Here is a 25,059-nt window from a genome sequence, read left to right on the forward strand (position 1 = left end):
TCAGGCGGACACCGGCTGCCGCTTCTCCTCGGCCATGGTCCGCATCGCCTCGTCGATGAACAGCCGCAGTTCGCGCGAGAGGCGTTTGCCCTGCCGCCACGCCAGCTGCGTGTACACGGTGAACGGCACCTCCCACGGCAGGATCACCAGCTCGCCCGCGCGGACCGCGTCGACCACCGTCATCTCCGGCAGCAGGCACACGCCCAGGCCGGCGGCGGCACCCCGCTTGATCGCCTCGATCGTGCCGAACTCCAGGAACCCGACCGGATTCCCGTCCCCCACGCTCAGCTCGGCCTCGAACAGATCCCGGTACGCGCATCCCGCCTCCGTGGCCAGGACCCGCACCTGCCGCAGCGACTCGGTCGTCACCCGCTGCTCGGTGGCGAGCGGGTGCGACGGCGACGCGACGAGCACCAGCCGTTCCTGGGCCAGCACCGCCGTCTCCAACCCCTGGTGCTCGGTGGTCGGTTCCATGAGGAACCCCAGGTCGTACAGTCCGTGCCGGAGTGCCTGGCAGGTCTCGGCGCACAGACTCGGGCGCAGGGACAACTGCACGCGCGGATAGCGATGGTGAAAGAGCTCGAGCAGCGGTGGCATGCGGTAGGAGGTGATGCTCTCCATGGTGCCGATCAACAGCGTGCCCGCCGGTTCGCGCAGCCCCGCCACGTCGACGCGCGCCTCTTCGGCCAGCGCCAGGATCTGTTCCGCGTACGGCAGCAGCCGGACACCCGCGTCCGTGAGCTGGATCTTTCCCCCGAGCCGGTCGAAGAGCTGCGTCTGCAACGAGCTCTCGAGTGCTTTGATCTGGCCGGTCACGCTGGACTGCGCGTAGCTGAGCTCCGCAGCAGCTCTGGTGAAGCTCATGACGGCGGCGACCTTCTGAAAGGTCGCCAGGTGCCGCAACTCCACTCCCCACCCCCGTTGTCCTATTCACTTGTCACGCGAAAGACCACTGACTGAATGACTGACTGAGATCGTGCTCCTGCGGCCGCCTCATGGGCACCGCCGATCCGGAAAACGAATGGTCAAATGGCGATATGGCACCACAAATCAACCTGTGATCTTGATCATGCTCGGCCCGGTTGCTTGCCGGGCCCTCCCGCTCACCCTGAGGGGTGAGCGAGTTACGCACAACCGGCCAGTAATCCACAGCCCGCGGCTCCTTCCCCCACCGAGTCGGCCCCTCGGCGCAGAATGGGGGACATGACTGAGAGCAACGGGGCCCTGCGGGGCGATGCGGGTGTGCCCGACTGGGAGAAGCGCTTCCGGGCGCCGCGGGTGGGGCTGCCGAAGTGGGCGAAGGACGCCCCCGACCGGTCGTTGTTCACCTCCAACGTGACGGGCACCTTCGAGCTGTACGCCTGGGACCGGGCCACGGGCGAGCAGCGGCAGGTCACCGACCGGCCGAACGGCACGACCGGCGGAGCGCTCTCCCCGGACGGCGAATGGATCTGGTGGTTCGCCGACACCGACGGCGACGAGTTCGGCACCTGGGTACGTCAGCCGTTCCACGGCGGACCGGACGAACCCGCCACCCCCGGGCTCGAGCCCTCCTACCCCGACGGGCTGGCCCTCGGCCGCGACGGCACCGCCGTGGTCGGCCGCTCCACCGACAAGGGCGGCTCCACCGTCCACGTCGTACGCCCCGGCGGCGAACCGGTCGAGGTCTACCGCCACCAGCAGTCGGCCGGCGTCGGCGCCTTCTCCCACGACGGCTCGCTGATCGCCATCGAGCACACCGAGCACGGCGACGCCATGCACTCCGCGATCCGGGTCGTCCGCACGGACGGCACCACCGTCGGGGAGCTCGACGACACCCGCGGCGGCACGCAGGAGCTGGGCCTGGCCGTCATGGGCTTCGCGCCCGTCGACGGCGACTCCCGGCTGCTCGTCGGCCACCAGCGGCACGGCCGCTGGGAGCCGATGCTGTGGGATCCGGTCACGGGCGAGGAAACGCCGCTGGCCGTCGACCTGCCCGGCGACCTGGACGCCGACTGGTTCCCCGACGGCGGCGCGCTGCTGATCGACCACAGCTACCGGGCGCGCAGCGAACTGTGGCGGTACGAACTGGCCGACGGCGGGCTGACCCGCCTCGACACCCCGCAGGGCACGGTCTCCGGAGCCCTGCCCCGGCCGGACGGCACCGTGGAGTTCCTGTGGTCCTCGGCCGCCAAGCCCCCGGTGGTGCGCTCCACCACGGGCCACGTCGTCCTGACCGCCCCGACGGCACCCGCCGCGGCCCACGGCATAGCCCATGCGCCCGACTCGGTGCCGGTCACCGACGCCTGGGTCGAAGGACCGGGCGGCACCATCCACGCGCTGGTGCAGAAGCCCGCGGGCGAAGGACCGTTCCCCACGGTCTTCGACATCCACGGCGGACCGACCTGGCACGACAGCGACACCTTCGCCGCCGGACCGGCGGCATGGGTCGACCACGGCTTCGCGGTCATACGCGTCAACTACCGCGGCTCCACGGGGTACGGGCGTGCCTGGACCGACGCGCTCAAGCACCGCGTCGGGCTCATCGAGCTGGAGGACATCGGCGCGGTGCGCGAGTGGGCCGTGGCCTCCGGGCTCGCCGACCCCGAGCGCCTGGTGCTGGCCGGCGGCTCCTGGGGCGGCTACCTGACTCTGCTGGGCCTGGGCACCCAGCCCGGCGCCTGGGCGGTGGGCCTGGCCGCGGTGCCGGTCGCGGACTACGTGACGGCCTACCACGACGAGATGGAGGCACTGAAGGCCCTGGACCGCACGCTGCTGGGCGGCACCCCCGAGGAGGTCCCGGACCGCTACGCCGCCTCGTCACCTCTGACGTACGTCGACGAGGTCCGCGCCCCGGTGTACATCTCCGCCGGCCTGAACGACCCGCGCTGCCCGATACGCCAGGTCGAGAACTACGTGGAGCGGCTGGAGGGGCGCGGCCACCCCCACGAGGTGTACCGCTACGACGCGGGGCACGGCTCGCTGGTGGTGGAGGAGCGGATCAAGCAGCTCCGGCAGGAGATCGCTTTTGCCGAGCGTCATCTGGGCCACCGGAACCGTCAAGGCTCCCTGGCTCCTCGGGGGTGATGCCGAGCGCCAGATCGCGGGCCGCCTCGGCCTCACGACGGAACAGCCGGAACCACATGAACAGGACGAAGCCGGCGAAGACGAACCACTCACCGGTGTAGCCGAGGTTCTGGAAGGCCTTGAGGTCGAGGCCGCTGTTCGGGGCGGCGGCCGGAGGCACCGCGGTCAGGGGGCCCGACGCCTTGGACACGGTGATCCACGCGTCGTACACCTCGTACGGCACGAGGTTGACCAGCGAGGCGGCGCTGATCACGCCGAGCTGGCCGTCGGGCACCCCGCCGGAGGTCCGTACGCCCTTGGACGACGGGCTCTCCGATGCCTGCAGGGCACCGGTCACGGTGACCTCACCGGACGGCGGTGCCGGGACCTTGGAGGTGTCGGCCCGGGAGCGGGCGTCGCCCGGCAGCCAGCCGCGGACGACGGGCAGCGCCTTGCCACCGTCGGTGCGCAGCAGGCTCAGGACGTAGAAGCCCTCGCGGCCGTCGAGGTCACGGTCGGGTACGAGCAGTTGGTGCGCGGCGTCATAGCGGCCGCCGGCGGTGGCCTGGCGCCCCGAGGTCTCGGTGCTCACCGGCAGCAGGTCCCGCAGGGGGGCGGCGTCCGCCGTCCGGGCCTGGTCGGCCTGGGTCTGCTGATCGCGATGCGAGTCGACGCGCGTCTCGAAACGGCCGAGCTGCCAGCTGCCCATGAACAGGCACACAGGGATGGCCAGCACGGCGAAAACGTTGATCCCCCACCACCGGGGAGTCAGCAGGAACCGATACACACCACCACGGTACGGGCACGGAGCCGGACGCCGTCCCCCGGGGCGGGCAGGGGGCGGGGCGGGGAGCGGTGGGCCGAGTGCGCGCGGGGGGCGGGAGGGGGAGGGGCGGGGCGGAGGGGGGAGGCCCCCCTGGATCACCGGGTCGCCTGCTCGTCTACGCCGCCGGGGTCGTGGCGAGGGGGCCCGTGCGGTAGACGGTGCCGGCGCACGCTTCGGGGATGGTGGCGTCGGCGGCCTTGGGTTCGCCCGCGTCGGGGGTGTGGCTCAGGGTGACGCTCGCCGGGGGTGCCTGGGTGGCGGCGGCGTTGGCGCTCTCCCGCGTCTGCTGGTTCTCCACTACGGCGGGGTGGCCGGTGCCGGGGGCCGTGGACGGCGTGGGTGGCGCGCTGGGGGTGGGGCGGCTGGGGCGGGCGCAGCCGCTGGAGCCTCCGTCGGCGGCCGGGATCCAGGCGAACTGGATCTCGTAGGCCTGGCCGGGCTGGAGGATCACCTGGCTGGGTTCGGTGGCGGGGTCGGGCAGGCCGACGGCCGCGTCGCCCGGTGTGTGGTCCACCACGGAGACGCGCGAGCTCTCGGCGCCGCCCTGCGCGTGCACGGCGACCTCGCCGGCTGCGGTCACGGCGCAGACCGTTCCCGAGACGTTGACGACGCGGAAGGCTCCGTAGACCCGGCCGTCCTTGTCGGCGGTGCCGACGGTGCCGATGCCCTTGCCGAGCTGGTTGCGGTCGCAGGTGGGCGAGGACGCGGCCAGGGTCGGTGCGGGGGCGGTCGGCGTGCTGCCGGCGGTGCCGGTGGGGCCGGCGGTGCTGCCGTCCTTCTTGCCCCGCTCGGCCTTCTCCTTCTTGTCGTCCTTGTGCTCGTCCGGGCCGGAGCTGCTTCCCTGCTGGTCGCCGTCCTTGCCGGTGGTGCCGCGTGTGCCGCTCGCGTAGTCGTCGTGGGAGCGCTGGCGGCTGCTGGCGGCGTTGGTGGACCGCTCGTCGGCGGTGCCGCCGGTCGTCGCGACGTGGATGAGGACGGGCAGGGCCGTGGCGCCGAGGATCACCGCGGCCGCGGCGCCCACGACGGCCTGCCGCTTGCGGGTACGCCGGGCCGGCACGGCGCGCCGGAGGTGTTCCAGCGCGTCCGGGGAGGGTTCGAGGTCGCCGACCGCGCCCTGCAGCAGCCGCCGGAGCGCCTGCTCATCGACGCCGGCGCCGCTGCCGGCGCCGCTTCCAGTACCGATGCCGGAACCGATGCCGACGGCCGCGCCCATGTCCGTACCGCCGCCGCTGCCGGCGACGCTGCCGCCACCGCTGCCGTCGTCCAGGCCGTCGGCGTCGTCGCCCGGCAGCCGGTGCCCGAAGCCGCGACCGTAATCGGCTCCGGTTCCGGCTCCGGTTCCGGCTCCGTAGTCGGGTTCCCGGTCGCCGTGATCGTGGTGCTGGTGGCTCATACCGGCGCCTCCATGGCGACCCGGAGCGCCGCGATCCCCCGCGAGCCGTATGCCTTCACCGAGCCCAGCGAGAGGCCCAGGGTCTCGGCGACCTGGGCCTCGGTCATGTCGGCGAAGTAGCGGAGGACGAGGACCTCACGCTGGCGGCGCTGCAGTCCACGCATCGCTTTGATCAATTGGTCGCGCTCCAGCTGTTCGTACGCACCCTCCTCCGCGCTCGCCATGTCGGGCATCGGCTTGGAGAGCAGCTTCAGACCGAGAATGCGGCGGCGGAGCGCGGAACGGGACAGATTGACCACAGTCTGCCGCAGATAGGCGAGGGTCTTCTCCGGCTCGCGGACGCGGCCGCGTGCGGAGTGCACACGGATGAACGCTTCCTGGACGACGTCCTCGCAGGAGGCGGTGTCGTCGAGAAGCAGGGCGGCGAGGCCGAGCAGCGACCGGTAGTGGGCCCGGTAGGTCTCGGTGAGGTGGTCGACGGTGGTGCCCGCTGCCATCGCCTCGTCAGCGTCCCCGGGCCGCGAGGACGCCTGGGCGGGGAGCTGGGGCGGTATCTGCGTGGGGCGGGGGGCCGACCAGGGGGCTATCACCGGCATACCGCCCGTTGAGCCGACACGCGGGCGTGCCGGGGCGCTGCCGCGCCTCGGGACGGTTGCGATGCTGATGACCTCTGCCACGCCTGTTGGACACGCTTCCCCCCGTCAGGGTTGTACGCGCGAGGCATGACGTCCGGCGCGACGTCGGACGCGTCGCCGGACGCGGTGGCCGGCGACCGGTCTGCCGACACGCCTCCTGACCATGCGTCACATGCCCTCATGCGTACCAACTCTTCCTCACATGCGCCTTTTGATACCGCCGCGAGAGGCGGCAACAAAGACGCTCCCCGCCTCAGCTGCGGTTGCAGTGGGCGGGGAGCGAATCGTCGAACAGTTCGTCTGCCCAGTTCAAGAGGTCCGTACCAGTAAGTTGATCACAAGCGGCACGCCGATGATCACAGGACCTTCACACATCCCCCAAGTATTACGGAGTGGTCAGCTCCGCCGCCACGGATTCCGCGATCTGGGCGGTGTTGAGGGCGGCGCCCTTGCGCAGGTTGTCGCCGCAGACGAAGAGTTCGAGCGCCCTGGGGTCGTCCAGCGAGCGCCGTACGCGCCCCACCCACGTCGGGTCCGTGCCCACCGCGTCGGCGGGCGTGGGGAACTCCCCGTCCGCCGGGCTGTCGCACAGCACCACTCCCGGCGCGTTCGCCAGGATCTCGTGGGCCCGCTCGACGGTCACCTCGTTCTCGAAGCGCGCGTGCACGCTCAGCGAGTGCGTCGTGATGACGGGTACCCGCACGCAGGTCGCGCTCACCCGCAGGTCCGGCAGCCCCAGGATCTTGCGCGCCTCGGCGCGGACCTTCAGCTCCTCCGAGGACCAGCCGTCCGCCATCAGCGACCCGGCCCACGGCACCACGTTCAGCGCCACCGGCGCGGGGAAGGGCCCCATCGCGTCGCCGACCGCCCGCCGCACGTCGCCGGGCTGGGTGCCCAGCTCGGTGCCCGCCACGGCGGTCAGCTGCGCGCGCAGCGCGTCCACGCCGGCCTTGCCCGCGCCGGAGACCGCCTGGTACGAGGCGACGACGAGCTCGCTCAGCCCGAACTCGGCGTGCAGCGCGCCCACCGCGACGATCATCGACAGCGTGGTGCAGTTCGGGTTCGCGACGATGCCGCGCGGACGTACCCGCGCCGCGTGCGCGTTCACTTCGGGCACCACCAGCGGAACGTCCGGGTCCATCCGGAACGCCGCCGAATTGTCCACGACCACCGCGCCCTTGGCCGCCGCGATCGGCGCCCAGCGCGCGGAGATGTCGTCCGGTACGTCGAACATCGCGACGTCGACGCCCTCGAGCGCCTCCTCGCTCAGCGCGACGACCTCGGTCTCCTCGCCCCGGACGGTCAGCTTCCGCCCCGCGGAGCGCGCGGACGCGACGAGGCGGATCTCGCCCCAGACGTCCGCGCGCTGGGAGAGGATCTCCAGCAGGACCGTGCCCACCGCGCCGGTCGCACCGACGACGGCGAGCGTGGGCCTGGCACTACGGGCCGAGGCCCTGCGCGCCTCGGCGGCACGGGCGTCGTCCGCGGTCGTACGTCCGACGCCCATACCGCCGACGGCCGTCATCGGCCGGTGCCTCCGTAGACGACGGCCTCGCTGTCGCTGTCCAGGCCGAACGCCGTGTGGACGGCCCGCACGGCCTCGTTCACGTCGTCGGCGCGCGTGACGACCGAGATGCGGATCTCGGAGGTCGAGATCAGCTCGATGTTCACGCCGGCGTTGGACAGGGCCTCGAAGAACGTCGCCGTGACACCGGGGTTGGTCTTCATACCGGCGCCGACCAGCGAGATCTTGGCGATCTGGTCGTCGTAGCGCAGCGAGTCGAAGCCCACGCGGGCCTTCGTCTTCTCCAGCGCCTCGATCGCCTTGCGGCCCTCGGTCTTCGGCAGCGTGAAGGAGATGTCCGTCAGGCCCGTGGAGGCCGCCGAGACGTTCTGCACGATCATGTCGATGTTGATCTCGGCGTCGGAGATCGCCCGGAAGATCGTCGCGGCCTCGCCCGGCTTGTCCGGCACCCCGACGACCGTGACCTTCGCCTCGGACGTGTCGTGCGCGACACCCGAGATGATCGCCTGCTCCATCGGCTGGTCCCCTTGCGGTTCGTTGCTGACCCAGGTGCCGCGCAGTCCGGAGAAGGACGAGCGGACGTGGATCGGGATGTTGTAACGACGTGCGTACTCGACGCAGCGGTGCAGCAGCACCTTCGAGCCGGACGCTGCCAGCTCGAGCATGTCCTCGAACGAGATCCAATCGATCTTGCGGGCCTTCTTCACGACCCGCGGGTCGGCGGTGAAGACACCGTCGACATCGGTGTAGATCTCGCACACCTCGGCTTCCAGCGCGGCCGCGAGAGCGACGGCGGTGGTGTCGCTGCCGCCCCGACCCAGGGTGGTGATGTCCTTCTTGTCCTGGGACACACCCTGGAAGCCGGCCACGATCGCGATGTTGCCCGCATCCACGGACTGCTGGATGCGGCCCGGCGTGACGTCGATGATGCGCGCTTTGTTGTGGACCGAGTCGGTGATGACTCCGGCCTGGCTGCCGGTGAACGACTGCGCCTCGTGACCGAGGTTTTTGATCGCCATCGCCAGCAGGGCCATGGAGATCCGCTCTCCGGCGGTCAGCAGCATGTCGAACTCACGCCCGGCAGGAATCGGGGAAACCTGCGCGGCGAGATCGATCAACTCGTCCGTCGTGTCGCCCATCGCGGAAACCACGACGACCACCTGGTGGCCGTTCTTCTTGGCTTCCACGACTCGCTTGGCGACCCGCTTGATGCCTTCGGCATCGGCAACGGAGGAGCCTCCGTACTTCTGCACGACAAGGCCCACGTGCGCTCCTCGCAGCTATACGTAATGCGTAATGCGGTCGGGTCCGAGTCTAACGAGCAGCCGGAACCGGCCACGCCGGTATCACATGGTGAGATTTCCGGCCGTGGGCGGTCAGTCCGCGTAATCCTTCAGCTTCTCGGTCTTCAGGACGATGCCGACGGGGTCGGGGAGCTCGACGCGGGCACCGAAGGGGCGTGTGGTGATGCTGCGGTACTCGCCGTCCTCCGGTTCCTCGTGGACGGTGACGGCACGACGCCCACGGTCGACGAGGAGATAGAGCGGGATGCCCGCGGCCGCGTACACGTCGGGCTTCTCCACCCGGTCGCGGTGGTCCGTGTCCGGATCGTTAGAGGTGATCTCGACCGTCATCAGTACGCCGCTGGGGTCCGACCACTCGCCATGGCCGACGAAATGCTCCTCAGGCGCGAAGGCGCCGTCCGGTCGCGCCCGCCCCGTACGGCGGGTCCCCACTTGCAGCCCGCGCCCGGGGTAGAGCGCGAAGCCCGGCCGCTGCCGCATGCACTGCTCCACCAGCCACACGGCGATCTCACCGTGATTACCGTCCGGCGCCGGCTTGACCTCAAGCTTGCCGTTGATGAACTCGAGCCATACGCTCTCCGGCTCCTTGTGGGCGAGTTCCTCGAAGTCCTCTACGGGCATCTGGGGCCGGGCGGTCACGTACGGCCCCTACGGGCCTGGCGGGCGGCGACCCGGAGGCCGTCCACGTGGCGCCGGACCTCGTCGGGCGACAGGCGGTTCCATTCCTCGCTCCGGTCCCCCCAGGGGTCCTCGGGGAGGAACGTGTCAGTCACGTCCGGGACCCTCGCGCACGTCGCGCACGAGTAATCGCCCAGCACCGTGCTGAGGTCCACCCCGCCGCAGTCTCCGCACGGCGAGAAACTCAGGGTGGGGGGCCGACGTGAAACGGAGCGGTCGTCGTACGCCGCGATCAAGCGCGTGGGAATCGGGGGCATCTTTTTCTCCAGTCGTGTGCGAATGAACCCGGCCGGGCTGAAGATCACCGGCGGCAGCCCGGCCGTCACCGATGCCGTCATCTGTTCGACCGTCGTGTCACGTGCCAGCCACTGCTCGACGAGCGGCTCGAGCTCCGCGCACTCGGCGGCGGAGAGCGTCAGCCGGGGGTCGGCGTGGCGGAGCGCGACCAGCGCCCCGTACGCGCGGGAGCGGCGCGGCGCGGGGGCCGCACGGACGGGCTCGGGTTCCGGCTCGGTTTCCGGCTCGGGGGCGCGCTCCGCGGGCAACTCCTCGCGCTCGAACCGATTCCACCACTCCTGCGAGCGAGCGGTCCGCGAGAAGAACGTCCGGGTCACCCGGCGCACCCCGGTTTTCGTCACCTTGGACACGTGGCGGATGAACACGTGACCGGCCTCGCGCAGGTACCGCAGCGCTGAGCCGCACGCCTGCTGGCCGTAGTCCGGCAGGACCTTGGCCAGCGTCTTCGCGCCCATCGCGGCGCCTTCGGGCAGCCGGTCGAGGAACGCGGCGATGGCCGCCTCGCGCTTGGGCAGATGTGCGAAGTCGTCGGCGGTGGGCGGGGGCTGGTCCGGCGCGTTGCGCTTGCCGAAGCCGGGATTGGCCATGGGGTGTGCGGGGGCGGGCAGGACGGCACTAGGGTTGGCAGTAGCCACGGATCGACTGCTTTCGATCTCGGAGGTCAGACCCCGGTCTGGTGTTGCGAGCACCGGCCGGGGTTGTTTGTTGCTCGCACGCTAGGGCGTCCGTACGCCGCGTCGCAACCCGATCACGAAAAGTCACCGCGCTTGTGGTAAAGGGGACTTGGGGGTGGGTGGGTGGGAGATAGCTCCTACCGACCATTCCTTGAAAGCAGGGCTCGGGTCTCGGAGCTCGGGGCGTACCTCAGAAATGCCGCCCAGGCGGCGGGGGTTACGTCGAGTCTCGGAGCTCGGGGGTCGAGCTTCGAGTCACGTATGTGGACGGTGTGGGGGCAGGTGGCGACTTCGACGCAGTCACCGCCTTCATCGCCGCTATAGCTGGACTTCCGCCAGGCGAAGGCGACTTCAATGCACGCGTCGCCTTGGTCACTGCTGTAGCTGGACTTGAACCAGCCCAGACCTTCACTGCCCGGTATTCGGGGTTCGTTGTTCACAGCTCTCCCAGCATCTTCTCCATCACGCTCACCGAGTCCTCGGGAGTGAGCGCCTGTGATCGCAGAATCGCATAGCGCATGTTCAGGACTGAGACTTCCTTGGGACCCGTGTGCAGCACGCTGCCCATCTGCCCCTCGAAGTAGACGAGCCTCTGCTGCTCCTGCGTCTCCAGCACGTACATCGAGCCTGCAAGCCCGGCATGGGTCTCGCGCTTCGTCGGCATGACCTGGAAATCGACGTTGCGCCTTTCGGCGAGCTGCAACAGGTGCCGTAGCTGTCCGTGAATGGCTTCCTTGCCGCCGATCGGCCGCTCCAGAACGGCCTGCTCGATCACGGCGCTGACCACCGGGATCGGACTCCGGTCCAGCAGCCGCTGGCGTTCCATGCGAGCGGCCACCCGTTCCTCGATCTGCTCCTCGTCGAGGATCGGTCGGCTGCTCCGGAACACCGCTCGCGCGTAGCTTTCCGTCTGGAACAGGCCGGGAATCACGCGACTCTCGTAGATCCCGAGCTGGGCGCACTCCGCCTCGTACTGCGCGTACTCCTCGAACCAATCCGGGAACCGGCTCTGCACAATATGAGTCGCCGCATCCCGCAACAGCCCGCCCGCATCACACAACAGCTCAGCAGCATCGACGAGTTGGAGCGACGGCCTCCGCCGCCCCTGCTCCACCGACTTCACCAACTCCACCGAGTACCCGGCCTCCTGGGCCAGCCCCTCCCGGCTCACCCCCGCACGCTTGCGCCAGCCCATCAGCTGACTGCCGAACATCCGCATGGTCGCCGACCGGGTCTCCGCTTGCCTGTCGCCCGACATGTTTCTCCCCTCCCGGCCTTCCCCGTCGGCCGCGCCTCACACGCAGGTTAGACACGATCACGCATCGTGTTCGCCGTAAAGCACGGAATCACCCGCGATCCGGGCGTGTGCGTCCGCACGCCGTCGCGCGTTCCGTGCCGGACACCAACACTGGAAGGAGGGCCGGCCCAGGGAGGCAGCGATGATCTTCGATCACAAGGCCGAGGTGGACATGCGCCTGTATTCGGAGAAGAAGGCGGCGGAACTGGCGCAGAAGCGCCGTGAGGAGGCCGAAGAGGCCCGGTCCCGGGCCGATGGCAAGGCCGCCGAGGCGACGGAAGCGGAAGCTGAGGCGGCTGAGGCGGACGCCGAGGCCGACGGCGGCGAAACGCGGTAATTCGCCCGGCGGACCGCAGGGGCTCATGGGCTCAGGATCCCTGAGCCCATGAGCCCCTGCGGCCTCACAACCTCCGGTTCAGGACTCCAGGGGGGCCCGGCTCCGCAGGCCCAGCGGGCCGCCGATCTCGGCCGCCATGACCCGCCCGGCCTCCTCGGCCAGCTGCTCGTCGGCCACCGCGTCCGTGTCGAGCCCGTCGAGCTCGTCCAGCGGCTGGTCGAGCCGTACGTGCGCGACGAGGGACTGCAGGGCGCGCAGGCAGCCCGAGGCGGTGGGGCCCCAGTTGGAGAGGTAGGAGAACTGCCACCACCACAGGGCCTCGCTCACGCGGCCGTCGCGGTAGTGGGCCATGCCGTGCCGCAGGTCGGTGATGATGTCGGCGAGGTCGTCGGAGATGCGCGACGCGACGGGCGCGCTGCGCGGCACGTAGGGGTCGAAGACCTCGGAGTAGACGTCCACCGGGTCGAGCATGGCCGCGAACCGCTCGCGCAGTTCGTCGACGTCCGGCTCGGGGCCGACGTCCGGCTCGTAGCGCTCGTCGGGGAGGAAGTCCTCGTGCGCGCCCAGCCTGCCGCCGGTGAGGAGGAGCTGCGAGACCTCCAGCAGCAGGAAGGGAACCGCGCTGTCGGGCTCGTCGCCGCGTGACACCTCGGCGACGGCCACGATGAAGCTCTCGATCGAGTCGGCGACCGAAACGACGAAGTCGTCGGGATCGCGCTTGGAGTCGTGCAGCGTTGCGTCAGACATCGAGCAGTCTTCTCCCTTCGAAGGCACGCCCGAGCGTGACCTCGTCGGCATATTCAAGATCCCCACCCACGGGCAGACCACTGGCCAGCCGTGTGACCTTCATCCCCATGGGCTTCACCATGCGCGCGAGGTACGTGGCCGTGGCCTCGCCCTCGAGGTTGGGGTCGGTGGCCAGGATCAGCTCGGTGACCGTGCCGTCCGCGAGCCGCGCGAGCAGCTCGCGGATGCGCAGGTCGTCCGGGCCGACGCCTTCGATGGGGCTGATCGCCCCGCCGAGTACGTGGTAGCGGCCGCGGAACTCCCGCGTCCGCTCGATCGCGACGACGTCCTTGGACTCCTCGACGACGCAGATGACGGAGGGGTCGCGGCGCGGGTCCTGGCAGACCCGGCACCGCTCCTCCTGCGCCACGTTGCCGCACACCGCGCAGAAGCGGACCTTCGCCTTGACCTCGGTCAGCGCGTGCGCGAGCCGGCGGACGTCGGCCGGCTCCGCCTGGAGGATGTGGAAGGCGATCCGCTGGGCGCTCTTGGGACCGACACCGGGCAGCCTGCCCAGCTCGTCGATCAGGTCCTGGACCACGCCTTCATACACGGATCAGGTTCTCCTTCTGCGATTTTCCGTACGAGCGTACGTACGGGTGTGGGGTCAGAACGGCAGGCCGGGGATGCCGCCGCCGAGGCCCTGGGCGAGCGGGCCGAGCTTCTGCTCCTGCATCTGCTGGGCGCTCGCGGTGGCGTCGCGCACGGCGGCGAGGACGAGGTCAGCGAGGGTCTCGGTGTCCTCGGGGTCCACGGCCTTGGGGTCGATGACCAGGCCCTGGAGCTCGCCGGCACCGGTGACGGTGGCCTTCACCAGGCCGCCGCCGGCCGATCCCTCGACGAGCGTGTTCGCCAGCTGCTCCTGGGCCGCGGCGAGATCCTGCTGCATCTTCTGGGCCTGCTTGAGCAGCTGCTGCATGTTGGGCTGGCCACCACCGGGGATCACGGGTTCGCTCCTGGCTGTAGACGACTGAATGCTTCGGTAGCCCGAGCCTACGTGCTCACCGCGCCGCGCGCCCTACGCCGTGGGAAGGAGACGGGAGGGACGCGGGAAACGCCCGGAAACACAGGCTCCGGGCGGCCCGCGCCTCACTCGTTGGCGATCTCCTCGATGACCGTCGCGCCCAGTTCGCGCACGATCAGGTCGTGGCCGCTCAGCGCGCTGTCGACGAGGTCCGGGTCGTCCTCGGCGGGCATGTCGTCCTCGATCGCGACGGACGGCGGCTCCGGCTCCCGGTACGGCGCGGCGGGCGCCGCGGGCGCGCCGGGAGGGGCCTGGCGGTACTCCTGCGCGGGGGCGGGGGCGGCCGGGGCGGCGGCCTGCTGGGGGGGCGCCGCCGGCGCGGCGGCCGGGGCGTAGGCCTGGGGTCGCTCCTGCGCCGGGGGGCGGGCGTAGGAGGTCGCGCCGCCGCCGAATCCGCCGCCGGCCGGGGCGGCACCCGCGCCGCCGGAGGGGTCGACGAGCAGCTCGGTCTTCCAGTGCAGGCCGAGGTCGCCGAGGGCCTGCCGCAGGACGTCCTCGCTGCCGCCGTTGGCGAAGCTGTCGCGCGCTCCGGCGTTGGAGAAGCCGACCTGGAGCGTGGTGCCGTCGCAGCCGGCGACCTGGGCGTTCTGGCTCAGCAGGATCCACGTGAAACGGCGGCGGTTCTTGACCGCCTCCAGGATGTTAGGCCAGAGCTGGCGGGCCTGGGTGGCGTCGCCGTGGGGCTGGGGGGCGCCACCGCCGGCCGGGGCGGCGGACGCGGGGGCGGCGGGGGCCGCGGCGGTCTGCGGGGCCGTGGCGGCGGTTGGCCAGGCGCCGGCCTTCGGCGCGGCTACGGGCGCGGGCGCGGACGGGGTCGCGGCGGAGGGCCAGGCTCCTACGGTCGGGGCCGGCGCGGCAGCGGGGGCCGGGGTGGGGGCCTGCTGGGGCTGCTGGGGCTGCGGCGGCTGTACGTGCGCGGGGGCCGGGGCCGCCGGGGCGGGCGGGGCCATGGGGGCGGCGGCAGCGGCCGGGCCGCCGACGGCGGCGCGGGCCGCGGCGGGCCCGGAGAGCCCGGCAGCGGCCGGAGCGTGCGCCTCCGGCCCCGGGACGTACCCGACGGGGGCACCGCCGGGGGGCGCGGCCACGATGCCGCCCCGCTCGAGCCGGTCGAGGCGGGCCCGTACCGAACGCTCGTCGTCGAAGGCGGCCGGGAGCAGCACCCGGGCGCAGATCAGCTCCAGCTGCAGCCGCGGCGAGGTGGCGCCGCGCATCTCGGTCAGGCCTTCGTTGACGATGTCGGCGGCCCGGCTGAGCTCTCCGGCGCCGAAGACGGACGCCTGGGCCTGCATGCGCTCCACGACGTCCACGGGGGCGTCGATGAGGCCCTTCTCGGCGGCGTCCGGCACCGCGGCGAGGATCACGAGGTCCCGCAGCCGCTCGAGAAGGTCGGCGACGAACCGGCGGGGGTCGTTGCCACCCTCGATCACGCGGTCGACGACCTCGAAGGCGGCGCCGCCGTCGCCCGAGGCGAAGGCGTCGACGACGGCGTCGAGCAGCGAGCCCTCCGTGTAGCCGAGGAGGGACGTCGCCATGGCGTATGTCACACCGTCCTCGGCGGCGCCGGCCAGCAGCTGGTCCATGACGGACATCGAGTCACGCACGGATCCGGCGCCGGCGCGCACGACGAGCGGCAGCACGCCGTCCTCGACGGGGATGGCCTCGCGCCCACAGACCTCGCCCAGGTACTCACGCAGGGTGCCCGGCGGGACGAGCCGGAAGGGGTAGTGGTGGGTGCGCGAGCGGATCGTCCCGATGACCTTCTCGGGCTCCGTGGTGGCGAAGATGAACTTCAGGTGCTCCGGCGGCTCCTCGACCACCTTCAGCAGGGCGTTGAAGCCCGCCGAGGTGACCATGTGGGCCTCGTCGATGATGTAGATCTTGTACCGGCTGCTGGCCGGGCCGAAGAAGGCCTTCTCGCGCAGCTCGCGCGCGTCGTCGACGCCACCGTGGGAGGCGGCGTCGATCTCGATCACATCGATGGACCCGCGGCCGTTGCGCGCCAGGTCGAGGCAGGACTGGCACTCCCCGCACGGCGTGGGCGTCGGCCCCTGCTCGCAGTTCAGGCAGCGCGCCAGGATGCGGGCGCTGGTCGTCTTTCCACAGCCGCGCGGCCCGCTGAACAGGTACGCGTGATTGACCCTGTTGTTGCGCAGCGCCTGCTGCAACGGGGTGGTGACATGCTCCTGCCCGATGACCTCGGTGAAGGACTCGGGACGGTAGCGGCGGTAGAGCGCGAGGGACGACACACCTACGACGATATCGGGCCCCACTGACAAGTGGCCTCGCTCACAGTTTCCAGGGCCCCACGGCCCCCGGTCCGCCCCCGGAAAACACAAGGGCCCCTCACGCACCCGCCAGAGCCCACTTACCCTTGCTGCCTTCCGGCCCTGGGGGAGTTGGGTGAGATAGCGCCACGTGAGGGGCTTACCCCCACCCTAGCCGATCCCGGGGGGTGCGCGGGCCCGCTCACCCCTTCCGAGACCCCCGTTCCGGATCAGGTTCGCGAGCACCCCTTCGAGTCTTGTATTGTTTGCCCCGGAGGATTCGCCTAGTGGCCTAGGGCGCACGCTTGGAAAGCGTGTTGGGGGCAACCCCTCACGAGTTCGAATCTCGTATCCTCCGCCAGTGCCTCACCGGGCACGACTCGAAGGGCCCCACCGCTTGCGGTGGGGCCCTTCGACGTTTCTCAGCCCTCGTTGTCCTGGTTTTCGTCCACAAGGGACCCAGTCCGGGACGCTCGGCAGCATCAGCACCGTTCCGGCAGCGTGACGTGCGTCACGAAGCCGGCCACCGGAATGCGGCAGGTCAGGCCGCGCGCCCTACCGGGCGGAACGGTCGGCGGCGGGCCGCCCACGCCACCGCCGCGAGGGCGAAGCCATAGACGGACACCAGCCCGTGGCCGTTCTCCTGGGCGAGCCACATCGCCAGGCCGAGCGCCGGGACGCCGGCCGCCAGGGCGATCTCCTTGGGGAGGCGGGTGCGGCTGAGGAAGGCGAGGGCGAGGGTGGCGCCGAGGAAGTAGGTGGCGCCGGAGCTGCCGGCGAAGTTGCGGGGGTCGGTGCTGGGGCCGTCGCCGAAGCCGAGCAGGGTGTCGATCCGGCCGGGCAGAAGGATGCCGGCGAGGAAGAAGCCGAGGGTGAGCGGGCCACCCCAGTACCACTGGGCGAGCGCGGCGACGGCGGCGAGGGTGACGAGATTCCACAGGCCGCCGAAGAGGCCGCCGTTCTGCATGAACACCGAGGTGAACTCGCGCCACCAGCCGGACTTGGCGGGGTCGGCGTCCAGCGCGTCCATGGCGCCGGACCAGACCAGCTGGAGCAGGACGCCGCCGACGGCGAGCGCGGTCAGGGCGACCGCCACCCACGGGACAGGCCGCCCGCGCAGGGTGTCGCGGCCGACCGCGCCGAGCCCGCAGTTCAGCATCATGACCATCAGCGCGGCCGTGGTCACGTTGAACAGGATCGCCCCCATGCCTGCCCCTCCCCCGGTTGCGGCGTTTCAAACGCCGTTCGAAAACCTGATGGCGCAAAGCTAGCACAGGTTTCGAACAGCGTTTGAAATCGTTGTACGGTGGCTCCATGAAGCTCACCAAGGAGCGCATCGTCGACGCGGGCATGGCCGTCTTCGCCGAGGTCGGCTACCAGAACCTGTCGATGCGCCAGGTCGCCGACCGCCTCGACGCCCACGCGGGCAGCCTCTACTACCACGTGCGCGGCAAGGACGAGTTGCTCGCCCTGATGGCCGACCGGGTCTGCCGCCGGGCGTACGACGACGGCACCGAAGCCCTGGCCGCCCTTCCGCCCGCCGCCACCTGGCAGGACCGCATCGGGTCCCAGGCCGCCGCCCTGCGCAGGAGCATCAAACAGCACCCCGGCGGTGCCCAACTCCTCGCCGAGAGCCCCGGCATGCTCAGCACCGGCGCCCTCTCCCTGATGGAACGCCTGCTGCGCACCCTCCTCGACGCCGGCCTGCCCGCCGACCACTGCGGCATCGCCGCGGACACCCTGCTCAGCCACGTCACCGGCTTCGTGCTCCAGGAGCAGAACCAGCCGGCGGCGCCGCCGCCCGTCACCGCCGAGCTCCACGCCGAACTGTGCGAGCGGTTCCCCCTGGTCATGGGCCCGGTGATCCCGCGCCTGAGCCAGGACGAGAAGTTCACCCGGAGCGTGCGCCTGCTCTGCATCGGATTCGCCGCGCTCTCCTAGCCGTCGACCTCCCTCCTTGTCGGCCGGCAGCCTGCCCGTGTCAGCCGGCGGCCTGCCCGTCCGCTGCCGCCGTGACGGGTTCGTCCGGTGCCGACGGCAGGCTGCGCAGTCGGCTCACCGGCGACAGGACAAGCGCGATCAGCACGGCGGCGGAGCCGATCGCCGCCACGGTCAGTGCCCCCCGGGCGCCGATCCGGCCGGACAGCAGGCCCGCGAACAGGCCGCCGAGTGCGCCGCCCCCGAACAGCAGGGTGCGGAACACCGCCGTCATCCGGCCCATCATCGACTGCGGGGTACTGGCCTGGCGCAGGCTGACGATGATCACGCCGGCGACGCCGAGTCCGAGGTAGGTGATGAAGAAGGAGAGGACGAACATGCCCACCATCACCGGCCGCGGGCCGGCGGCCAGGACGATCAGCGTCGGACCGATGAGGAGTGCCGCCTGGGCGACGAGGTAGACGAGGCCGAGCCGGAAGTGCCGGATGACCTTGCGGGAGATCGCCGCGCCGATCAGACCGCCCACGGAGGCGGTGGCGAAGATGCCGCCGAGGGTCGTCGAGCCCAGGTGCAGGTCGCGTGTTCCGTACAGCAGGAACATCGTCCATACGGTGATCATGGAGAAGTTGCAGCAGAACCCGATCAGGGCCAGCGACCGCAGGACCGGGTTCCTCAGCACCCACCGCAAGCCGTCCCGCAGTTCGGTCGGCAGGTGCCGTCGTGCGACCGGCGGATCAGGGCGGGGCTCGGGCGTGCGGATGAGCAGGAGCGAGATCAGGGACGCCAGATAGGAGAAGGCGTCGACGATCAGCGCCACCGGCGCGGTGAGGGCACCGACCAGGACGCCCGCGAGTCCTGGCCCTGCCACGTCGGCCGCCGATGAGCTCACCCCCATCTTGGCGCCGGCCTCCACATAGTGCCTGGGGTCGCGCACGAGAGTGGGTACGTACGACATCCAGCTCACGTCGAACAGCACCGATGCGACGCCGACGGCGCAGGCGATCACCAGCAGCGAGCCCATGCTGAGCGCATCCGCCCAGTACAGGACGGGGACGAGGGCCAGCAGGATCATCCGGACGAGGTTGGCGCCGAGCATGATCCGCCGCCGTCGGGCCCGGTCCGCCCACACCCCGAAGACCAGGGCGAGCCCGAGGTACGGGACGAGCTGCAGGAAACGCAGGACACCGACCTGCTCGTCGGTGGCGTGGAAGGCGCTGATGGCGGTCAGTGGCAGAGCGAGGTTCGTGACCTGGGTGCCCAGGAGCGAGAGGGACTCGCCGAGCCAGAACCTGAGGAAGTCGCCGTTGCGCCAGAGGCTCTCCGTGGACGTGGACGACTCCTCGGTGCGCGTCCGCGTGGCGGTCATCGCCGTCCCCGGCCGGCGAGGTCCGCGACCGCGTCCGCGACGTGGTCCACCTCCTCCTCGGTGTTGTAGTAGTGCGGCGACAGGCGCAGACACCAGTCGACGTCCTTGTCCCCGAAGTCGAGCTGTGCGAACTCGCGGAAGCTGAGCGCCGAGTTGATGCCGCGGTCGTCCATGGCCGCCTTGAACGGCTGCGGCTGCCAGCCCTCCACTTCGAAGGTGACGAGCGCGGCGAGGCGCGGGCCGCGGTCGAGCACGCGCACCCCGGGTACGGTTTCGAGCCGGTCGCGCAGCCGGGCCGCGAGCGCCGGGGTGCGCCGCTCGACGGCTTCGATGCCGACCGTGCGGGCATAGCGCGTCGCGGCGGCGCTGCCGAGCACTGTGGCGTACGGGAACTCCCACTCCTCGAACCGGGCCGCCGTCGCCACGGGCTCGTAGCCGCCCGGCTCGGTCCAGCGGGCGCCGTGCATGTCGATGAACAACGGTTCGTAGCCCGCGCGCAGGACGCGATCGGACACATACAGGAATCCGGAGCCGCGCGGGCCGCGGAGGAACTTGCGGCAGGTGGCGGTGAGGAGGTCGCAGCCGATCTCCTCCACGTCGATGACGAACTGACCCACCGACTGGCAGGCGTCGACCAGGTAGAGCAGGTCCAGCTCCCGGCAGTGGCGACCGATCTCGGCGACGGGCGAGACCAGGCCGGAGTTGGTGGGGACATGGGTGGCGGACACCAGGCGGGGGCGGTGGGTCCGCATCAGCGCGGCCATCGCCTCCACATCGACCCCGCCCCCGGGTGCGTCGGGCGCATGGACGACGCGTACGCCGAATCGCTTGCGCAGGGACAGGAAGGCGATCTGGTTGGAGACGAAGTCGTCACGGGTGGTGAGGATGACGTCGTCGGCCTCGAACGGGATCGACGACAGGGCGTTGGCGTAGGCGTGGGTGGCGCTGCCCGCGAAGGCGATGTTGTCGGGCGTGGTGTTGATGAGCGCGGCGATCTCTGTGTAGAACTCGCGGACCCCTGCGGCCTGAGCGGCCGACGCCTCGTAACCACCGATCCGTGCCTCGAGGTTCAGATGGCCGACCATCGCGTCGAGGACCGGGGCCGCCAGCAGGCCGCAGCCCGCGTTGTTGAAGTGGATGACCCGCCGGCACCCCGGGGTGTCGGCCCGCAGGGCGGCGATGTCCAGCTGAAGTGCTTCCGGAGCAGAGCCAGTAGCGCTATTCTTGTCATTCATGAATGACGGTAGCACTTCTGGTGAGTTGGCCGACAGTCTCCGTGCGCTGATCTCCCGCCTCTCACCCGGCGACCGGCTGCCGAGCAGCCGGGAGTTGATCAAGGAGTACCGGGTCGGCCCGGCAACCGTGGCCCGGGCCATCGCCGCACTGGCCGCGGAGGGCGCGGTGGTGACCCGGCCGGGCAGCGGGACCTACGTGGCGCAGCGCACCCGGCTCCGCGACGAGGTCTCCGACACCGGCACCGACTGGCAGACGGTCGCCCTCACCGACCGCGCCGTCGACACCCACCTGATCGTCGACCCGCTCGGCCCGCCACCGGCGGGGACGATCACGATGGACGGCGGCTACGTGCACCGCTCGCTTCAGCCCACCCGGGCCCTGAGCGCGGCGCTCGCGCGGGCGGCACGCCGTCCGGACGCCTGGGACCGCGCCCCGGCCGGCGGCCTGACGGCGCTGCGGACCGTGTTCGCCCGGATCGTCGGGGGGAGCGTGGGGCCGGAAGACGTCCTGGTCACCGCCGGCGGGCAGAGCGCCCTGTCGATCGCGTTCCGGGCCGTCGCCGGGCCCGGCAGCCCGGTTCTGGTGGAGTCCCCGACCTATCCCCGGGCCCTGGCCGCCGCCCGCGCCGCGGGGCTGCGGCCCGTCCCGGTACCGCTCGACGCCGACGGCCTGCGGCCGGACATGCTGGCCGACGCGTTCGCGATGACCGGCGCACGGCTGCTGTACTGCCAGCCGACGTTCCAGAACCCGACCGGCACCGTGCTGGCGCCCGAGCGGCGCCAGCAGATCCTCGATGTGGCCCGCGCCTCGGGCGCGTTCGTGATCGAGGACGACTTCGCGCGGCACCTGGGACACGGCGGCGCCGTGCCGCGGCCGCTGGTCGCCGACGACCGCGACGGCACGGTCGTCCACATCACCTCGCTCACCAAGCCCGCCGCACCGAGCCTGCGGATCGGGGCGCTCGTGGCCCGCGGACCGGTCATGGAGCGCATGCGGGCGGTGCGCCTGGTCGACGACTTCTTCGTCACGCGCCCGCTCCAGGAAGCCGCGCTGGAAGTGCTCAGTTCCCCGTCCTGGGACCGGCACGTCCGCTCTCTCGGTACGGCGCTGCGCGGACGGTGCGCCGTACTCACCGCCGCCATCACCCGGGAGATCCCGGGCGCGACCCTGGCCGGGCCGCCGACCGGAGGGCTGCACCTGTGGGTTCGCCTGCCGGCGGGCGTGGACGACACCGTCCTCACCGGCGCCGCCCGGCAACGCGGCGTGGCCGTGAGCGCGGGAAGTCGCTACTTCGCCACCGAGCCGCCGGCGGCTCACCTGCGCATCGGGTTCGCCGCGACCGCCGATCACGCCGAGCTGGCCGAGGGGGCTCGTCGACTGGGAGCCGCGCTCACCGACCTTGGCCCAAGGAACGGGTGAGGCGCACAGCGACGCACAGCGACGCACAACGGCGCACAGCAGCGCACAGCGGTCGGCCCTGCGCGCCGGCCGACGCGAACGGCGGGGGCGGCACACGATGTGCCGCCCCCGTCGGCGTGCAGTGTCAACGCATCGGCACAGCCGCACACCCCCCTTCCCATATACCCCTGGGGGGTATATCTTTCTGTTCGTGGGAAGGCGCCGCCCGACACCGTCGCCGGCCTCTCCCCCACCCGCAAGGCACCGCACCAGCGTCCCGAAGGAAGCAGCCATGACCTCCCAGACGAGCCCCACCTCCTGCTGCACCCCGGCCGGCACCTGCGGCACCGCCGCCCGGGCCGACGTCCAGGGCGGCATCACCACGGTCTACAAGGTGACCGGCATGACCTGCGGCCACTGCGAGGGCGCGATCTCGCAGGAGGTCTCCGCGATACCCGGCGTGACGTCCGTGAAGGCCGTGGCCGCCACCGGCCTGCTGACCATCACGTCCACCGGCGCGCCGGACGACGAGGCCGTCCGCGCCGCCGTCGACGAGGCGGGCTACGAGCTCGCCGGCCGCGCCTGAGACACTCGATACCCCTCCCCCGTATTTCCCCCGCATTTCCCCGTATTTCGATGCCGGGCCGCGACGCTCCACTGATATGGACGCCGCGCGGTCCGGCCCTCCCCAGGAGTACGCGATGACCAGCACGGCCCCCGAGAAGACGGTGACGCCCGCCCTGCGCGCCGCCGAAGTCGAGCTCTCCATAGGCGGCATGACGTGCGCCTCGTGCGCCGCCCGCATCGAGAAGAAGCTCAACCGGATGGACGGCGTCACGGCGACGGTCAACTTCGCGACCGAGAAGGCCAAGGTCGCCTACGGGCCGGGTGTGGAGGTCGCCGAGCTGATCGCCACCGTCGAGAAGACCGGCTACACCGCTCAGGAACCGCCCAAGGCGACCGCCCGCGCGGAAGCGGAGACGCCGCAGGGGCAGGAGCCCGGCCACGGTGGCGGAGAAGTCGGCGCGCTGCGGCAGCGGCTGCTGGTCTCGCTGGTGCTCGCGGTGCCGGTCGTGCTGATGGCGATGGTGCCGTCGCTGCAGTTCGACAACTGGCAGTGGCTGTCCCTGACACTGGCCGCGCCGGTCGTGGTGTGGGGCGCGCTGCCGTTCCACCGGGCGGCGTGGACCAACGCCCGGCACGGGGCGGCGACGATGGACACGCTGGTGTCGATCGGTACGCTCGCGGCCCTCGGCTGGTCGCTGTGGGCCCTGTTCTTCGGCCACGCCGGCATGCCGGGCATGCGGCACGGCTTCGACTTCTCGGTCTCGCGGGCGGACGGCTCGTCCTCCATCTACCTGGAGGCCGCCGCCGGCGTCACCGCCTTCATCCTTGCCGGGCGTTACCTGGAGGCCAAGTCCAAGCGCAAGGCCGGCGCGGCCCTGCGGGCGCTGCTGGAGCTGGGCGCCAAGGACGTGGCCGTCCTGCGCGACGGGCGCGAGGTGCGCATCCCGACCGCCGAGCTGATGGCCGGCGACCGGTTCGTCGTACGGCCCGGCGAGAAGATCGCCACCGACGGCACGGTGGTCGAGGGCAGTTCGGCCGTCGACGCCTCGATGCTCACCGGCGAGTCCGTCCCCGTCGACGTGACCGTGGGCGACGCCGTCACCGGCGCCACCGTCAACGCCTCCGGCCGTCTGGTCGTCGAGGCCACCCGGGTCGGCTCGGACACCCAGCTGTCCCGCATGGCCAAGCTGGTCGAGGACGCCCAGAACGGCAAGGCCGCCGTCCAGCGCCTGGCCGACCGCATCTCCGGCGTCTTCGTCCCCGTCGTCCTTCTCATCGCCCTCGGCACCCTGCTCACCTGGCTCGCGGTCACCGGTGACGCCACCGCCGCCTTCACCGCCGCCGTCGCCGTACTGATCATCGCCTGCCCGTGCGCCCTGGGACTCGCCACCCCGACCGCCCTCATGGTCGGCACCGGCCGCGGCGCCCAGCTGGGCATCCTCATCAAGGGCCCCGAGGTCCTGGAGTCCACGCGCCGCGTCGACACCGTCGTCCTGGACAAGACCGGCACCGTCACCACCGGCAGGATGGCCCTGCACGAGGTCGTCACCGCCCCCGGCGTGACCGAGCAGGAGCTGCTGCGGCTGGCCGGCGCGCTGGAGCACGCCTCCGAGCACCCCATCGCCCGCGCCATCGCCGAGGGCGCCACCGCTCGCACCGGCGTCCTGCCCGTTCCCGAGAGCTTCGAGAACATCGCCGGCCTCGGCGTCCAGGGCGTCGTCGACGGACACGCCGTCCTCGTCGGCCGCGAGAAGCTGCTGGCCGAGTGGATCATTGAACTGCCGGTCGAACTCGCCGCGGCGAAGGCCGCCGCGGAGGCCGAGGGCCGCACCGCCGTGGCCGTGGCCTGGGACGGCGAGGCCCGGGGCGTCCTCACCGTCGCCGACGCCATCAAGGACACCAGCGGCCGCGCCGTCGCCGAACTGCGCCGCCTCGGGCTGACCCCCGTCCTGCTGACCGGCGACAACAAGGCCGTCGCCGAGGCCGTCGCCCGCGAGGTGGGCATCGACGAGGTCATCGCCGAGGTCCTCCCCCAGGACAAGGTCGACGTCGTCAAGCGCCTCCAGGCCGAGGGTCGTACCGTCGCCATGGTCGGCGACGGCGTCAACGACGCGGCCGCCCTCGCCACCGCCGACCTCGGCCTGGCCATGGGTACCGGCACCGACGCGGCCATCGAGGCCGGCGACCTCACCCTCGTCCGCGGCGACCTGCTCGTGGCGGCGGACGCCATCCGGCTCTCCCGCCGCACCCTCGGCACCATCAAGGGCAACCTCTTCTGGGCCTTCGGCTACAACATCGCCGCCCTTCCCCTCGCGGCGGCCGGCCTGCTCAACCCGATGATCGCCGGTGCGGCCATGGCCTTCTCCTCCGTCTTCGTCGTCACCAACAGCCTCCGGCTCCGCCGCTTCCGGTAAGGAGTCCGGGCAGGCCCGGCCGGCGGCCGTATCCGGGAATCCCCCGGATACGGCC

At 71.5% G+C, this 25,059-nt stretch carries 23 protein-coding genes, 1 tRNA gene and 1 other RNA gene; 7 read left to right on the forward strand and 18 right to left on the reverse strand.

The genetic code is table 11. From position 1 onward, the window contains the following. The gene (locus AB4K12_RS14255; protein WP_368434577.1) at positions 1-909 is read right to left on the reverse strand and encodes a LysR family transcriptional regulator; all 909 of its coding nucleotides are present in this window, start codon (positions 907-909) and stop codon (positions 1-3) included. A gap of 294 nt (positions 910-1,203) precedes the next feature. Between AB4K12_RS14255 and AB4K12_RS14260 the strand changes: the two genes are divergently transcribed. After that, entirely contained in the window at positions 1,204-3,066 is a 1,863-nt protein-coding gene (locus AB4K12_RS14260) for a prolyl oligopeptidase family serine peptidase (RefSeq protein ID WP_368434579.1), read from the forward strand. Here AB4K12_RS14260 and AB4K12_RS14265 read toward each other — a convergent pair. The 9 genes from AB4K12_RS14265 to AB4K12_RS14305 form a co-directional block, all read right to left on the reverse strand. Further along, positions 2,981-3,832 (reverse strand): SURF1 family protein, encoded by an 852-nt coding sequence (locus AB4K12_RS14265; protein ID WP_368434580.1) that lies wholly within the window; start codon positions 3,830-3,832, stop codon positions 2,981-2,983. The two genes, AB4K12_RS14260 and AB4K12_RS14265, sit on opposite strands and share 86 nt — an antisense overlap. A gap of 154 nt (positions 3,833-3,986) precedes the next feature. Next, positions 3,987-5,264 carry a hypothetical protein gene (locus tag AB4K12_RS14270; protein WP_368434581.1) on the reverse strand — a complete coding sequence of 426 codons (1,278 nt, stop codon included), beginning with the start codon at positions 5,262-5,264 and terminating at the stop codon, positions 3,987-3,989. Further along, positions 5,261-5,860: a SigE family RNA polymerase sigma factor gene (locus AB4K12_RS14275; protein ID WP_368434582.1), complete on the reverse strand. Its 600-nt coding sequence runs from the start codon at positions 5,858-5,860 to the stop codon at positions 5,261-5,263. Before AB4K12_RS14275 ends, AB4K12_RS14270 begins: the two co-directional genes overlap by 4 nt. 424 nt (positions 5,861-6,284) lie before the next feature. Further along, positions 6,285-7,424: an aspartate-semialdehyde dehydrogenase gene (locus AB4K12_RS14280; protein WP_368434583.1), complete on the reverse strand. Its 1,140-nt coding sequence runs from the start codon at positions 7,422-7,424 to the stop codon at positions 6,285-6,287. After that, entirely contained in the window at positions 7,421-8,689 is a 1,269-nt protein-coding gene (locus AB4K12_RS14285; RefSeq protein WP_368434584.1) for an aspartate kinase, read from the reverse strand. The genes AB4K12_RS14280 and AB4K12_RS14285 overlap by 4 nt, the downstream gene beginning before the upstream one ends. A 111-nt stretch (positions 8,690-8,800) precedes the next feature. After that, complete coding sequence (locus AB4K12_RS14290) at positions 8,801-9,349, reverse strand: Uma2 family endonuclease (RefSeq protein WP_368434878.1); 549 nt, start codon at positions 9,347-9,349, stop codon at positions 8,801-8,803. Between the two features lie 14 nt (positions 9,350-9,363). Next, complete coding sequence (locus tag AB4K12_RS14295) at positions 9,364-10,338, reverse strand: hypothetical protein (protein WP_368434585.1); 975 nt, start codon at positions 10,336-10,338, stop codon at positions 9,364-9,366. A gap of 176 nt (positions 10,339-10,514) precedes the next feature. Continuing rightward, positions 10,515-10,799: a DUF397 domain-containing protein gene (locus AB4K12_RS14300; protein ID WP_368434879.1), complete on the reverse strand. Its 285-nt coding sequence runs from the start codon at positions 10,797-10,799 to the stop codon at positions 10,515-10,517. Positions 10,800-10,813: 14 nt separating this feature from the next. Beyond that, the gene (locus AB4K12_RS14305; RefSeq protein ID WP_368434586.1) at positions 10,814-11,635 is read right to left on the reverse strand and encodes a helix-turn-helix domain-containing protein; all 822 of its coding nucleotides are present in this window, start codon (positions 11,633-11,635) and stop codon (positions 10,814-10,816) included. 181 nt (positions 11,636-11,816) lie between these two features. On the opposite strand from AB4K12_RS14305, the gene AB4K12_RS14310 reads away from it, so the two are divergent. Further along, a complete protein-coding gene (locus tag AB4K12_RS14310; RefSeq protein ID WP_368434587.1) occupies positions 11,817-12,011 on the forward strand; it encodes a hypothetical protein in 195 nt (64 codons plus the stop codon). Positions 12,012-12,089: 78 nt separating this feature from the next. Here AB4K12_RS14310 and AB4K12_RS14315 read toward each other — a convergent pair whose 3' ends face one another. From AB4K12_RS14315 to ffs, 5 genes are all read right to left on the reverse strand, one after another. Continuing rightward, positions 12,090-12,758 (reverse strand): DUF5063 domain-containing protein, encoded by a 669-nt coding sequence (locus AB4K12_RS14315; RefSeq protein ID WP_368434588.1) that lies wholly within the window; start codon positions 12,756-12,758, stop codon positions 12,090-12,092. Further along, positions 12,751-13,350: a recombination mediator RecR gene (gene recR / locus AB4K12_RS14320; RefSeq protein WP_368434589.1), complete on the reverse strand. Its 600-nt coding sequence runs from the start codon at positions 13,348-13,350 to the stop codon at positions 12,751-12,753. Before recR ends, AB4K12_RS14315 begins: the two co-directional genes overlap by 8 nt. Before the next feature lie 54 nt (positions 13,351-13,404). Beyond that, on the reverse strand, positions 13,405-13,743 hold the full coding sequence (locus tag AB4K12_RS14325; RefSeq protein ID WP_086572948.1) for a YbaB/EbfC family nucleoid-associated protein: 339 nt from the start codon (positions 13,741-13,743) through the stop codon (positions 13,405-13,407). A gap of 143 nt (positions 13,744-13,886) precedes the next feature. Then, complete coding sequence (locus AB4K12_RS14330) at positions 13,887-16,067, reverse strand: DNA polymerase III subunit gamma and tau (RefSeq protein ID WP_368434590.1); 2,181 nt, start codon at positions 16,065-16,067, stop codon at positions 13,887-13,889. Between the two features lie 86 nt (positions 16,068-16,153). Beyond that, positions 16,154-16,248: signal recognition particle sRNA small type (ffs, locus tag AB4K12_RS14335), an RNA gene on the reverse strand. Positions 16,249-16,358: 110 nt separating this feature from the next. Here ffs and AB4K12_RS14340 point away from each other — a divergent pair. Continuing rightward, positions 16,359-16,446 (forward strand) — tRNA-Ser (locus AB4K12_RS14340). A gap of 180 nt (positions 16,447-16,626) precedes the next feature. Here the strand turns inward: AB4K12_RS14340 and AB4K12_RS14345 are convergent. Beyond that, positions 16,627-17,292 carry a hypothetical protein gene (locus AB4K12_RS14345; RefSeq protein ID WP_368434591.1) on the reverse strand — a complete coding sequence of 222 codons (666 nt, stop codon included), beginning with the start codon at positions 17,290-17,292 and terminating at the stop codon, positions 16,627-16,629. A gap of 107 nt (positions 17,293-17,399) precedes the next feature. On the opposite strand from AB4K12_RS14345, the gene AB4K12_RS14350 reads away from it, so the two are divergent. Then, entirely contained in the window at positions 17,400-18,026 is a 627-nt protein-coding gene (locus AB4K12_RS14350; RefSeq protein ID WP_368434592.1) for a TetR/AcrR family transcriptional regulator, read from the forward strand. 40 nt (positions 18,027-18,066) lie between these two features. Here AB4K12_RS14350 and AB4K12_RS14355 read toward each other — a convergent pair whose 3' ends face one another. After that, entirely contained in the window at positions 18,067-19,389 is a 1,323-nt protein-coding gene (locus AB4K12_RS14355) for an MFS transporter (protein ID WP_368434593.1), read from the reverse strand. Continuing rightward, positions 19,386-20,624 (reverse strand): aminotransferase class V-fold PLP-dependent enzyme, encoded by a 1,239-nt coding sequence (locus AB4K12_RS14360; protein WP_368434594.1) that lies wholly within the window; start codon positions 20,622-20,624, stop codon positions 19,386-19,388. Before AB4K12_RS14360 ends, AB4K12_RS14355 begins: the two co-directional genes overlap by 4 nt. On the opposite strand from AB4K12_RS14360, the gene AB4K12_RS14365 reads away from it, so the two are divergent. The 3 genes from AB4K12_RS14365 (at position 20,623) to AB4K12_RS14375 (ending at position 25,004) form a co-directional block, all read left to right on the forward strand. Then, positions 20,623-22,044: a PLP-dependent aminotransferase family protein gene (locus tag AB4K12_RS14365; RefSeq protein ID WP_368434595.1), complete on the forward strand. Its 1,422-nt coding sequence runs from the start codon at positions 20,623-20,625 to the stop codon at positions 22,042-22,044. The two genes, AB4K12_RS14360 and AB4K12_RS14365, sit on opposite strands and share 2 nt — an antisense overlap. A gap of 271 nt (positions 22,045-22,315) precedes the next feature. Beyond that, positions 22,316-22,609, forward strand: coding sequence for a heavy-metal-associated domain-containing protein (locus AB4K12_RS14370; protein WP_368434596.1), 294 nt, complete (start codon positions 22,316-22,318; stop codon positions 22,607-22,609). Positions 22,610-22,724: 115 nt separating this feature from the next. Beyond that, complete coding sequence (locus tag AB4K12_RS14375; RefSeq protein WP_368434597.1) at positions 22,725-25,004, forward strand: heavy metal translocating P-type ATPase; 2,280 nt, start codon at positions 22,725-22,727, stop codon at positions 25,002-25,004. Positions 25,005-25,059 lie beyond the last annotated feature (55 nt).

This window comes from Streptomyces sp. C36, from assembly GCF_040932295.1.
Lineage (GTDB): Bacteria > Actinomycetota > Actinomycetes > Streptomycetales > Streptomycetaceae > Streptomyces > Streptomyces triculaminicus.